The sequence below is a fragment of the Acinetobacter sp. 24-47-67 genome (assembly GCF_056779735.1).
The window spans coordinates 132,422-145,290 of record NZ_JBWYIK010000004.1 but is presented as its reverse complement, the minus strand read 5'-3'; the positions used below and the strand labels follow the sequence as shown (position 1 = coordinate 145,290).

Below are 12,869 nucleotides of genomic sequence, written 5' to 3'. Positions count from 1 at the left end.
CTACCAACCTTGCTGATGCTTACGTTCAAATGCCTCAACAACTGCTTTTGGCACAAATTTCGTCACATCACCTTTCAAACGTGCAATTTCACGAACTAATGTGGATGAAATAAACGAGTATTGCTCTGACGGCGTTAAAAATACAGCTTCAAAATTTGAATCTAATTGACGATTCATATTTGCAAGTTGAAACTCATATTCAAAGTCAGACACTGCTCTTAAACCTCTGAGTACAGCTGTTGCCTTTTGCTCTTGAAAAAAATTCACCAGCAAACCATCAAAACCAACAAATTCTACGTTATCTAAATGGCTTAATGATGATTTTGCAAGCGCAACTCGCTCATCTAAACTAAACACTGGATTTTTGTGATGACCAATTGCAATCGCAACTACAACTTCATCAAACATTTTTGCAGCACGAGATACAAGATCAATATGACCATTGGTAATAGGATCGAATGTTCCCGGATAGATGACACGAGTTTTAGACATCCATTTATACTCTAAGATTATTATGTAGGCGCATAGTTTAACAAAAACTCAATTCACACGCACACTTGTTGACGGTGAAATGACTTCACCTCAAGCCAAGTTTGAGGCAAAATAGACCTAATCTTGGAATATTTGTATTATGTCGAAATCGATTGTAGTTAAAAAAAATAATAGTGGCACTATTGCGCTCAACAAACGTGCACGTCACGATTATTTTATTGAGGAAAAATTTGAAGCTGGTTTAGCGTTACAAGGTTGGGAAGTAAAATCTCTTCGTGCTGGACGCATGAGTATCACGGAAAGCTATATTATTTTCAAAAATAATGAAGCTTATTTATTTGGTGCTCAAATTCAACCTCTTCTTTCTGCTTCAACTCACATCGTTCCCGAAGCAACACGTACTCGTAAGCTACTTCTTTCACGTCGCGAACTCGAGAAACTCCAAGGGGCGATCAATCAAAAAGGTTACACATGTGTACCTTTGGCGTGCTATTGGAAAGGTCGTTTAGTCAAACTTGAAATTGCACTTGTTAAAGGTAAACAATTACACGACAAACGTGCCACTGAAAAAGACCGCGATTGGCAGCGCGATAAAGCAAGAATTTTTCATAAATAAAAAAACCGCTCAAATGAGCGGTTTTTTTATTAACAGAACCTTAAATTTCCATAACAGTTTGGAGCAAAGGTTTGATTTTTAAGTTGTAAATCTTTTAATGGAAAATTTACATTGGTATTCGGCAAATGAACATTTCCAACACCAAGTTTGTCACCAAACAAACAATCAAGTGCATTACAAGATGGAGGATTTCGGCTGATATAATCACTGATTGGTCCAACTACTTGTTTTAACACATCATTTGTAATATCAATACGCTTCTCAGGTGTAACATCTCCAATATTGATCGAATCATTAAATGCCATCCACCAACCTTGCTGTGCAGCAACATCAGCATTTGGCCACCAGATCTCACTATTTTGAACAGAGAGTGAGAATGGATTGTTTACAGGGATTTTATGAATTAAACCTAAGTTTTGATCTACCGTAATGTTGGCTTTTAAGCCCGTAATGTTACCACTGACCTCTTTTTGCAAATTCAGCAATCCTACCCCTAGCACTTGGATATTGGCCTTGAGATCACCACCAAAATTCAACTGATTAATATTGGCAACACCTGTCAGTTGCGCAGAACTCATTCGAGTACCAGATACCGTAGTGCCATTGATTTGAATTGGTGCAGTCGTTTCTTGTAATGCTAGATTATAACTATCCGATTTAAAATCGAGTGTCAAAGTAGGTGCAATAATACAAATCAAACAAATTCTTGCATTCACTTTTCCATCGATAGTTTGACCAGTATCGGCATAGGACATACTTCGAGCATTAGTATAACCCATACCCTGAGTGGGATTAATTTTTAAATAACCACTGAGTGAGTTAATACCATTCGGTTTATCAGAGTTTTCATCACCAAGCGTCAGTAAACCTAATACTTTTTCAGCACTGAGACGCAAACCCACAACTTCTCGAGTTGATGCAGATGTTGGATTTTTTACCGCAAACTCTAAAAATGGATTGGTTAGCTTGGCTGAAGAACCCGCACGACCCTCTCTAGTGTCTGACATACCACTCAAACTCAGATTTTCGATATCAATATCACATCCACCTGCTCCATTAATACCACCACAGCCAAGTTGTAAATGCTTAATATTTGCATTGAGTTCTATATCTGCTTCCATTCCAAGCTTATAAAAGCCAACGCCTTTACCTCGCATATTGTTTGCCCCGTCATTGGGATCAATATAACTCATACTTAATAAAGCTTGACCGTTTGTCGCAGATAACTCTTCATCAGTCATCATTTTTAAATCATTCTGAATGTTATTAGCAGTTGCAGACAAAGGAATCAACACTAAGCAAGATGTTGATAAAATCAATTTGATAGAAACAAGTAAACTCTTCAACATTAGAGTCTCCGTATTATTTTTATTCAGGCTTAATCCATAAGCAACAGCATTACTATCTATAAATTAATGAAAAAAATAAAGAGGCTCAAAACTTGACTTAACGAATTGAAATAGAGAAATAATAATAAAATTGAATATTTTTAGAGACTTACATCACAATAAACAGTATTAATATGTGATGTAAATAATCATTTATCCGATGAAATGCGAACTCAAAAACTCAAGTACATCACCTATTTAACAGAATCTTAAATTTCCATAACAGTTTGGAGCAAAGGTTTGATTTTTTAGTTGCAAGTCTTTTAATGGAAAATTCACACTTGTATTCGGTAAATTGACATTACCTACACCTAACTTATCCCCAAAAAGACAATTCAAGACAGTACATTCGATGGGATTTCGAGTAATGTATTCACCAATAGGTCCAACCACTTGTTTTAATACATCATTAGTAATATCAATACGTTTCTCAGGTGTAACATCCCCAATATCAATTGAATCATTAAATGCCATCCACCAACCTTGCTTTGCGGCAACATCAGCATTTGGCCACCAGACCTCACTATTTTGTAGAGAAAGTGAAAATGGGTTGTTGAGCATGATTTTATGGATAAAGCCTAGGTTTTGATCAACAGTAATATTGGCTTTTAAACCTGTAATATTTCCAGTCACTTCTTTTTGTAAATTTAATAACCCAAGAGATACATTTAAGGAAGCCTTTAAATCACCATCAAAGTACAGTGGATTGATATGCGCGATACCACTTAACCTTGCAGAGTTCATTCGAGTGCCAGATATCACAGCACCATTCAGTGTTAATGGAGCTGAGGTTTCTTGTAACGCGAGGTTGTAATCATCAGATTTAAATCCTAATGGAATCCCTAAACATCCCAAGATTGGTATACAAATGTTTGGCTTTACTCTCCCATCGATCGTTAAATTAGTATCGCTATAGGACATATTACGAGCATTGGTATAAGCCATACCTTGGGTCGGATTAATTTTTAAATAACCACTGAGTGAGTTAATGCCATTCGGTTTGTCAGAGTTTTCATCACCAAGCGTCAGCAAACCTAATACTTTTTCAGCACTGAGACGCAATCCAACGACTTCTCGCGTTGATGCCGATGTTGGATTTTTTACCGCAAACTCTAAAAATGGATTGGTTAACTTGGCTGAAGAACCTGCACGACCTTCTCTGGTGTCTGACACACCACTCAAACTCAGATTTTCAATATCAATGTCACATCCACCTGCTCCATTAATACCACCACAGCCAAGTTGTAAATGCTTAATATTTGCATTGAGCTCTATATCTGCTTCCATTCCGAGTTTATAAAAGCCAACGCCTTTACCTCGCATATTGTTTGCCCCATCATTGGGATCGATATAACTCATACTTAATAAAGCTTGACCAGAAATGTCAGACAACTCCCGATCGTCCAATTTTTCCATGGTTGTTTGAGCGTGCACCAGTGGTGATAACATGAGAACAAACATTAAAACAGCTGAATTGAACCCAATATTTTTTGAAGTGTAGGTCATGAATGACTCCAAACCTTGTAATTTTTAGGCAACCAAGTCCAATGGCGCACGTTTTTTATTCGATGATTAATTATAATTATTTTTAAAATTTAATGTGAAATATTTAACACTATTTTGTAATTAATTGATCAGCTCTTTGTCTGAATAAACAATTATAAATTTAATTTCAACAACCTAGTTAACTTCACTTCATTTCATCATTACATTTCAAGCGAGCAATAAATAATTAAATTAGATGAAAATGATTTTTTAATCCATGCAATTTAACCTGAATACGGTTCGCTAAATGTTCACCAAACCATGTGGCCGTTTCAATATCCCCACTCGGAGGTGTTACCTCCACAGGCGCATTATCAGACTGCGTCATGAGTCCCCAAAAAACTAGACATACGATTGAGATCTTGATGCGATCTACCTGTAGACATTAGCGGTAGTACAGACCAAATCATGCCATGTTGCATTGCAAAAAGATTGATATGCTGAAGCACAGCCAACTTATATCCACTTAATCCTCCACCATTTGTGAAACCAGCTGCCAATTTGCCCTGCTATGTTCTCGCTAGCCAACGCTTTGAAGATTGCTCCATAAATAATTTCAACGCTGAGGTTAGACTTCCCATATAAGTAGGACAGCCAAATACAATAGATTCAGCTTGATCAAGCAACTCCCAGTTCACGTCTGTAACATTGATGAGCAATACCTCAATATTGAGTTTTTGTGCACCAATGGCGATATGTTCGGCGACTTTCTGAGTGTGACCAAATGGGCTGTGATAAACGATAGCGATGCTTTTACGAAATTTGGTCATGGTATGAAACTTTGAAAAATCAAATGAGTTTATTGATTACTGTGCATAAATACGAATGTTGCCATGCGACCAGTTTTGGAATTACGGCGATGAGAATAATATGTTTGATCCTCCGTGTAACTGCACCGCTCACCTCCAAGAACCTGTTCCACCCCTAAACTTTTCAATATATGGCGAGCAATCGCATACAGATCTGCGTAATACTTACCCTCTAGATCTCCCTTTTGAAATGCTGAACTTAATTCTGGAATCCTATCGCAGAATGTGTGCATTACTTCTTCACCCACTTCAAAGCATGGCTGACTAATTGCCGCACCTAACCACGCCCAAGAGGGTTGAGTGCTCATGGCATTGACTGTATTTTCAATAATGCCATTTGCCAATCCTCGCCAACCTGCATGCAAATTAGCGACTTCAGTACCATCTTTGTTACCGAGAACCACCGGTAAACAATCTGCCGTCATCATCATTAATGCATGTTGTTTTTGCTGTGTCACTAAACCATCGCCATTTAGGGCGTGTAAGCTCATGTCATCATTTACAACGTGACAGATTGTACTGTGCGTTTGGTTCATCCAAGTTAATCGATTCACCCCATAGACTGAAAAGTCATTTAACAAGCTCATTCTATGCCGATGAACACGTTCTGGTTGATCATTTACATGCAACGCCAAGTTAAAACCTTCTAAATCAGTCTGTGGTGTTTTCAGTGCGTGAGGGTGACTCAATTCTGTTTGTCCTACCACGACACTTTTGGGCAAACCTTGCACAATTTGCATGTAAACTTTCCTTTAATTTAGTAAGCCTTATTTTCCGTACGAAGAGTCTCAAGTAATGCTGTGAAATCTTCAGGCCATGGTGCTTCAAACATCATTTCTTCACCTGTCCGTGGATGTACTAACCCCAATTTTGATGCATGAAGTGCTTGACGTCTAAACTCTCGTAAATGAGTAGCAAGTTTTTCCGAAGCACCCGCAGGTACTTTGACACGACTGACATACACTGGATCACCGACCAAAGGAAAACCAATATAAGTGAAATGAACACGAATCTGATGAGTACGTCCTGTTTCTAATTGTGCTTGAACACGTGTGAAATTTTGGAATCTTTCTTTCACATTATAGTGAGTCACGGCATCACGACCACCTGGTAAGATCGCCATTTTTACACGATCTACGGGATGACGTTTAATCGGTTCATCAATTTTACCGCCTGCAATAATATTGCCATAACAAATCAAATCATAAATTCGATAAACTGATTTTTTCGCCAACTGTTTACTTAAGGAAAATTGAGCTTCTAAATTTTTGGCTACAACCAACAGACCACTGGTATCTTTATCAATACGGTGTACTAGACCAGCTCGAGATAATTCTGCTGATTTTGGAAAATGATATAAAAGTGCATTAACCAAAGTACCGTTCGGATTTCCTGCGCCAGGATGTACAACCATCCCCACTGGCTTGTTAATGACTAAGATGTCATCATCTTCATAAATAATATCTAAAGGGATATTTTCAGGTTGACTGGTGACTTGGGCTTCAAGCTCTACATCAAGCGTGAGTAGCTCATTCCCTTCACTTTTATATTTTGGTTTCACAACTTGACCATTTACCAACAAATGACCATCCTTCAACCATTGTTTCAATTTTTCACGCGAAAATTCGTTCCAAGCGAGCGCAGCAACTTGGTCTATTCGCTGACCAAGAGAACTCTCATCCACTTGAAATTGCAACGATAAACGTGTTGCAGTTGGGGCTGAAGTATGGTTATCTGCATCCTCAGAATCTTCAAGTAAATTGATGTCGATTTCTGGGAAATTAGAATTAGAAGTTTGTGCTGAAGTCATTTGCTCATTCGGACAAAAGTGGTTTAATAGTGCAATTGTAGCCTATTGCCCGTATAAACAGAGGAATTTTTATGTCGCTACCACGTTATAAAGTTACGATGCTTGCTTTATCGCTAGGCTTAGCAGCAACATTTGTGGGCTGTAGTAGTAATCCCAAGAAGGATGTTGTGGATACTGGACCTAAATCAACCGAACAATCTTATTTCGATAAAGCACAAAAAGCATTAGATCGTGGTCAATATAGCGATGCAGCACAATCATTAGAAGCAATTGAAACTTATTACCCTACAGGTCAATATACTCAACAAGCTCAACTCGATCTTTTATATGCTCGTTTTCAACAAAAAGACTATGAAGCTGTTATTGCGCTAGCAGACCGTTTTATTCGTTTAAATCCTCAACATCCTAATGTTGATTATGCTTACTATGTTCGTGGTGTGGCGAATATGGAGCAAAACTATGATGGTCTCATCCGCTATACATCACTCCAACAGGCTCATCGTGATGTCAGCTATTTAAAAGTTGCATATCAAAATTTTGTTGATTTCATTCGTCGTTTCCCAAGTAGTCAGTATGCTGTAGATGCTGCTCAGCGCATGAAATTTATTGGTCAAGAACTTGCTGAAAGTGAAATGAATGCGGCTCGCTTTAACTTAAAGCGTAAAGCTTGGCTTGCAGCAGTTGAGCGTGGACAATGGGTTGTGGAACATTTCCCTCAAACACCTCAAGTACCAGAAGCGCTTGCAACGATTGCTTACGGATACGATAAACTCGGTGACAAGGCAACATCTCAACAATACGTTGAAGTCCTAAAGCTAAACTACCCTCATCTTGTGAAGTCTAATGGTGAGGTCGATTTACGCGCAGCACGTAAAGATGGAAGTTGGTTAAATCGTGCAACCTTGGGTATTTTAGGTCGTGAGGCACGCAGCCAAACAACGGCAGAAGTATCAGCAGAGCAATCTGACAACACCAATACACAACCCGGTTTATTGAATCGCTTAAGCTTTGGCTTGCTTGGTAATAAAGATCACAATGTGGAAAGTGCGCCAGCAAATGAAAGTATGTACGACCCACAGCGTCAATAATCCATTCTTATGAATCAAAAAAGGTGGGATTACCCACCTTTTTTATTGCATGGCTTTATTTATCGTCTTAAGTGTTTAGGATAGACTTAATTCAATCACTTTATTCCTCATTCTTTTGGCTTTTTAATTATGGCAATTCCACAACATACGATTGATCAAATTTTAGATCGAACTGACATCGTCGATCTTATTGGCCAACGTGTGAAATTAAAAAAGTCAGGTCGTACCTATTCAGGCTGTTGTCCTTTTCATCAAGAGAAAACACCTTCTTTTCACGTCTACCGTGATAAGCAATATTTCCACTGTTTCGGTTGCCAAGCCAATGGAAATGCCATTCGCTTTATGATGGATATTGATAATCGCAATTTCATCGAGGTGATTAAAGACCTGGCAAGCCAAACCGGTATCGAATTACCTAAAGACAATCAAGACAATAAAAAACTCTCATACAAGAGAGAACCTATTAAACCTAACCCAGAAAAGCAACCGCAGGCACCCATTGAAGCAGATGCAGGAGAAATCATTTCTCCGTCTGCTTCAGCTTTTGATGTAGATCCTTTTGAAGCATTTCAAAACTATGAATTCGATGAGTATCAATTTAATACAGATGACTTGAATTCAGTTGAGGTCGCACCTGAAGGTAATTTATACGATCTTCTTGAAAATGTTGCTTTATTTTATGAAAAACAACTTCCAAATAGCCAAATTGCGCAACAGTATTTTCAGCGACGCGGACTAAGTGATACCACGATTAAGTATTGGCGATTAGGTTATGCCCCAGAAGATTGGCAACATCTTGAAAAAGCATTTCCGCAAGATATTGAAGGATTAAAACTACTCGGTTTGATCAGAACCAGTGATTCTGGCCGTGATTTTGATCTACTACGAGAACGTGTCATTTTTCCTATACGTGATGCAAAAGGTCGCGTTGTCGGATTTGGTGGACGAGCATTGAATGACGAGATCAAACCTAAATATATTAACTCGCCAGACTCTGAAGTTTTCCATAAAAACCAACTACTCTATGGCTTATATGAAGGTCGTAAGCTCAAAGCCAATCATTGGCTAATGGTCGAAGGCTACATGGATGTCATCGCATTACAGCAAGCTGGCATTCCTGGCGCAGTTGCCACCTTAGGGACGGCGAGCAATGCTGATCATTTGAATCTATTATTTAAACAAAACAATCAGTTAACTATTGCTTTTGATGGTGATGCAGCTGGTCGAAAAGCAGCACGACGCACTTTAGAAATTGCGCTTCCCCTCTTAAATGACGGTCGTGAGCTGAAATTTTTTATTCTTCCTGCGGAGCATGATCCTGACTCACTAGTGCGTAAGGATGGCGTGGAAACTTTCAATCGACTTTGGCAACAATCACCACTCTTATCAGAGTTTGCTTTTTCACTTCTCAGTCAACAATATCAAATCAATACACCTGAAGGTAAAAGTCAGGTCATGGCTGAGCTAAATCAACTCACCAATCTGATGCCTAAGCAAGGTTCGTATCGCTATTTGATTCGTCAATATTTCAAAGAGAAATTAGGATTCAATAAAAAGTGGCAGCCTCAAGTGAGTCTTGACGCTTCATTATCATTTAATATTCGCACACGAGATGAAGATTTCGCAGTGGCAATGTTAATGTACCATCCATTTCTTTATATTCATTTTGAAGTATTACGTGCAGTGATTCCTGAAGATGAATTGCTTGCAAAAGTATTAAAAATTTTTAATGTCATTTTTGATGACCTGCCAGACGACCAAGAGCTAGCGAGTTATTATATTTTGGGTGCTTGTAGCCCATTTCATCATGAACTCTCTGAGATTTTAAAACGTACCAATATTCAAGCACTCACTGAAGCCCCTGAAATGGCTGATAAACTTGCCTCAGAATACTCACTTTCACTTCAAGAAAAATATCTGAGAATCAAATTTAAAGCAGCAAAATCATTAAACGAGTCTAAAAACTTAAGACAACAACTGAATGAGCTAACCAAAAAAATTGGACTACGCTTACTACATGAATAAATAAAAGCGGTCAGTGACCGCTTTTATTTTTTTAGTTTTCGCTGAGCACTAAAAATATCTTCTAAATGTTCTTTAATCGTTTCATAGACGTCAGGATTTTCATCTTTAGCCACTTCTCTAAGCAAGATGGATGTAGGATGTAATAACTTTTGCGTCAAACGATGCGCCATTTCCTGCATGACAATGGCTGCATCATCGCCAGAGGCTAAACGATCCAATGCATGGTTTAATTCAAATGCTTTAACTTTATCTCCATGAGCACGATACTCACTAATTGTCGCTCCAGCTTGTGAAACTTTCTGCTGAGTCACCAATTGTGTTGCTAGTTGATTGACCATCACTTCAGCTTCAACAGCGGCTTGGCGTCGCTGCGCTAAGTTTTCATCAATAACACCTTGAAGATCGTCCACCCCATAAAGGTAAACACCATCCAAAGTTTCAACCTTTGATTCAATATCGCGAGGAACAGCCAAATCGACCATCAACATTTGACGGTAACGACGTTTTTTGAGTGCTGACTTAACATCTTGATAGGAAATGACCTGATGTAAACTTCCTGTACAACTTGAAATCACATCAGCGCGATGTAAGTTTTGAGCTAAATCAACAAAAGGAATAATTTCTACTGCAACACGATGTGATATTTCTTGCGCCAAAATTTCCGCCCGTTCCTGACCACGGTTACAAATTAAAATTTTAGCAACGCCCATTTCAGCCAAGTGCTTTGCAACCAAGCTATTCATTTCACCTGCTGCAACCACCATGACGGTTAATTGTTCAGGCTTACTAAAAACTTGTAGTGCTAACTGTGCTACCGCATAACCCATGGATACAGCATGACTACCGACCGCTGTTTCTGAACGCACTTTCTTAGCAGCATAAAATGCATATTCGAAAATACGATTTAAATTTTGTGAAACAACTTCAGACTCTTTTGCTAAATTAAGTGCAGACTTAACTTGCCCCATAATCTGAGGCTCACCAAGCATAAGTGAGTCTAATCCTGATGCCACACGCATCAAATGTGTCACAGCATCTGTATTTTCATAACGGTAAATATGATTTTGTAATTGTTTTACATCAATTCCATTTTTTTGAGCGAGCCAATCTAATACCATGTCCGCATTTTCGGCGATGGCGTAGACTTCAGTACGATTACAGGTTGACACCACAACCATATCGTTCAGTTGGTCATGGTGACTTTGTTCAGTCAACAACAGTTTTAACTTTTCAGGGTTAAAAGCAACTTGCTCTCGTAATTCAACTGAGGCTGTTTGATGGTTGACACCCAATGCAAAGAAAGACATATCAGATCATCAATTGGCTAAATTTATGCTATTGTGCAATAACGGTGTCATAAAAAGCAGTACTTGGATAAAAAAATTGCGTCAAACAATGAGCCGCACAACCGGCATGACAATTCGACAGTATTCTACCACACTCTTGTTGGTGAGTAGCATGACTTACAGTGCTCATATTAGAGCATCTGGAGAATTTTACCATGCCAATTTAAATCATAAAGTTTTACAACAGGCGATGGTTGCAGAATTTGCTTTAGCTGCACATGACACACCGACTGCTTTACACAACTATACCGTACTTGCAATCCAAACCAGTTCAACAGCTTTAAAACAACGTGCACTTAACGTCGCACTCGAACAAAACGACTTACAAGCCGCTTTAGATATTGCAACCCATTGGGTCGTGCAAGAACCCAAAGATGTACCTGCAAAATTCTATCTTGCGCATATCGCATTAAAGTCACACGAATATGAACTTGCTGCGGATGTGCTCGATGATATTTTAAATTTAGATCCTGAATCAGATTTAGAACAAATTCTTGAAGGCATTTCTCCTGAATCACCTGAGGATCGAGCATATTTATTAAATACTTTACATAATAGTAAAACGCGTAACAATCCTTCGATTCTCGTCTTGATTGCGAGTTTACAAGCACAAAATAATGAAATCGAAAATGCCTTAATTACTTTAAATAAAGCATTAAAAAAACGCCCCAAATCAACTGGGTTTATCTTACTTAAAGCCAACTTACTCATGGCTTTAGGCGACGAAGAAGAGACGCTAAAATGGTTTGAAAAAAGTGCACGTAAAAATCGTAATAATTTAGAGCTCAGTCTGGCTGAAATCCGCTACTTAATTAAACTGAATAAAAATGAACAGGCTTTAAGCAAATTAAAACGCATCATAAAAAAATGGCCTGATTCGGAAGAAGCTCTTTTTATCGCTGGTCTAACCTCAATTGATCTCAAAGAATATGAGCTTGCTGAACAGTATTTGGTCGAACTACGTGCATCTGGACAATACCAAAATGATGCTTATTTTTATTTGGCATTGAATGCTGAACGAAAACAACATTTTGAAACAGCTAAAGCTTATTATCGACTCGTAGATGGTAATTTATATATGGTTTCTAGACGAAATCTAATTTCAATCTATGACAAACAAAATCGCTTAAGTGATGCGCTGCGCTTCCTGACTCAAGAGCGAGTGAATTACCCTCAACATGCGAGTTTCTTATACCAAGCACAAGCTGAAATACTCAAAAAAATGGGCAATAACAAAGCTGCTTTGGGCTTACTCAAAGAAGCTGCTAAAAACTTAACTGATGACCCTGAAATTTTATATTCTCAAGTCTTATTACTTGATCCATTTACGGATCGCGATCAATTAGATGAATTACTTAAAAAATTACTCACGATTGAACCGAATAGCCCAACATATCTAAATGCGTATGCATATACACTTGCGTTGCAAAATCGTCGTTTAGATGAGGCGAGACAATATGCCGAACAAGCTTTAGACAATGCCCCAGAACAAGCATCTATCTTAGATACCTTAGGCTATATCTGCTTTCTTCAAAACGATTTTGACACTTCCACCCGTGTACTTGCGAAAGCATATCAACTCAGCCAAAGTCCAAATATCGGCATTCGATATGCTAAATCGCTTTATATGCTGGGTTCACTGGAAGAATTTAGCCAAGTGTTACATCAACTCCATAAAAATCATCCAAATCATCCTCAATTGGATCAACTCGATAGTTTATTGTTGCCACAAAATATCAAAAAGAGTTAA

Annotated in this window: 10 protein-coding genes and 1 pseudogene; 4 read left to right on the top strand and 7 right to left on the bottom strand. The window is 38.4% G+C overall.

Going from position 1 to position 12,869, the window contains the following annotated elements:
* Positions 1-492 (bottom strand): pantetheine-phosphate adenylyltransferase, encoded by a 492-nt coding sequence (gene coaD, locus AC1M9K_RS07455; RefSeq protein WP_035269911.1) that lies wholly within the window; start codon positions 490-492, stop codon positions 1-3.
* A 139-nt stretch (positions 493-631) separates the two neighbouring features.
* Here coaD and smpB point away from each other — a divergent pair, with 139 nt between their 5' ends.
* The gene (gene smpB / locus AC1M9K_RS07450) at positions 632-1,108 is read left to right on the top strand and encodes an SsrA-binding protein SmpB (protein WP_035269908.1); all 477 of its coding nucleotides are present in this window, start codon (positions 632-634) and stop codon (positions 1,106-1,108) included.
* A gap of 29 nt (positions 1,109-1,137) precedes the next feature.
* On the opposite strand, the gene AC1M9K_RS07445 is transcribed toward smpB, so the two are convergent.
* The 5 genes and pseudogenes from AC1M9K_RS07445 to rluD form a co-directional block, all read right to left on the bottom strand.
* Positions 1,138-2,433 carry a hypothetical protein gene (locus AC1M9K_RS07445; RefSeq protein ID WP_481588967.1) on the bottom strand — a complete coding sequence of 432 codons (1,296 nt, stop codon included), beginning with the start codon at positions 2,431-2,433 and terminating at the stop codon, positions 1,138-1,140.
* 261 nt (positions 2,434-2,694) lie between these two features.
* The gene (locus tag AC1M9K_RS07440; RefSeq protein WP_228133287.1) at positions 2,695-3,957 is read right to left on the bottom strand and encodes a hypothetical protein; all 1,263 of its coding nucleotides are present in this window, start codon (positions 3,955-3,957) and stop codon (positions 2,695-2,697) included.
* A gap of 271 nt (positions 3,958-4,228) precedes the next feature.
* Positions 4,229-4,811, bottom strand: a pseudogene (locus AC1M9K_RS07435) (flavodoxin family protein).
* 29 nt (positions 4,812-4,840) lie between these two features.
* The gene (gene pgeF, locus AC1M9K_RS07430) at positions 4,841-5,590 is read right to left on the bottom strand and encodes a peptidoglycan editing factor PgeF (protein ID WP_481588914.1); all 750 of its coding nucleotides are present in this window, start codon (positions 5,588-5,590) and stop codon (positions 4,841-4,843) included.
* A gap of 17 nt (positions 5,591-5,607) precedes the next feature.
* Complete coding sequence (gene rluD / locus AC1M9K_RS07425) at positions 5,608-6,660, bottom strand: 23S rRNA pseudouridine(1911/1915/1917) synthase RluD (protein WP_035269298.1); 1,053 nt, start codon at positions 6,658-6,660, stop codon at positions 5,608-5,610.
* A gap of 71 nt (positions 6,661-6,731) precedes the next feature.
* Here rluD and AC1M9K_RS07420 point away from each other — a divergent pair, with 71 nt between their 5' ends.
* Positions 6,732-7,748 carry an outer membrane protein assembly factor BamD gene (locus tag AC1M9K_RS07420; protein ID WP_179997751.1) on the top strand — a complete coding sequence of 339 codons (1,017 nt, stop codon included), beginning with the start codon at positions 6,732-6,734 and terminating at the stop codon, positions 7,746-7,748.
* A gap of 129 nt (positions 7,749-7,877) precedes the next feature.
* The gene (locus AC1M9K_RS07415; protein WP_481588913.1) at positions 7,878-9,773 is read left to right on the top strand and encodes a DNA primase; all 1,896 of its coding nucleotides are present in this window, start codon (positions 7,878-7,880) and stop codon (positions 9,771-9,773) included.
* Positions 9,774-9,796: 23 nt separating this feature from the next.
* Here the strand turns inward: AC1M9K_RS07415 and hemA are convergent, their stop codons facing one another.
* Positions 9,797-11,080, bottom strand: a complete 1,284-nt coding sequence (hemA, locus tag AC1M9K_RS07410; protein WP_481588912.1) for a glutamyl-tRNA reductase — start codon at positions 11,078-11,080, stop codon at positions 9,797-9,799.
* Between the two features lie 76 nt (positions 11,081-11,156).
* On the opposite strand from hemA, the gene AC1M9K_RS07405 reads away from it, so the two are divergent.
* Complete coding sequence (locus AC1M9K_RS07405; RefSeq protein ID WP_481588911.1) at positions 11,157-12,869, top strand: tetratricopeptide repeat protein; 1,713 nt, start codon at positions 11,157-11,159, stop codon at positions 12,867-12,869.

Excerpts from the sequence above, each read along its gene's own strand:
- coaD (WP_035269911.1), bottom strand. The coding sequence starts at position 492 with ATGTCTAAAACTCGTGTCATCTATCCGGGAACATTCGATCCTATTACC.
- smpB (WP_035269908.1), top strand. The coding sequence starts at position 632 with ATGTCGAAATCGATTGTAGTTAAAAAAAATAATAGTGGCACTATTGCG.
- AC1M9K_RS07440 (WP_228133287.1), bottom strand. The coding sequence starts at position 3,957 with ATGTTTGTTCTCATGTTATCACCACTGGTGCACGCTCAAACAACCATG.
- pgeF (WP_481588914.1), bottom strand. The coding sequence starts at position 5,590 with ATGCAAATTGTGCAAGGTTTGCCCAAAAGTGTCGTGGTAGGACAAACA.
- rluD (WP_035269298.1), bottom strand. The coding sequence starts at position 6,660 with ATGACTTCAGCACAAACTTCTAATTCTAATTTCCCAGAAATCGACATC.
- AC1M9K_RS07420 (WP_179997751.1), top strand. The coding sequence starts at position 6,732 with ATGTCGCTACCACGTTATAAAGTTACGATGCTTGCTTTATCGCTAGGC.
- AC1M9K_RS07415 (WP_481588913.1), top strand. The coding sequence starts at position 7,878 with ATGGCAATTCCACAACATACGATTGATCAAATTTTAGATCGAACTGAC.
- hemA (WP_481588912.1), bottom strand. The coding sequence starts at position 11,080 with ATGTCTTTCTTTGCATTGGGTGTCAACCATCAAACAGCCTCAGTTGAA.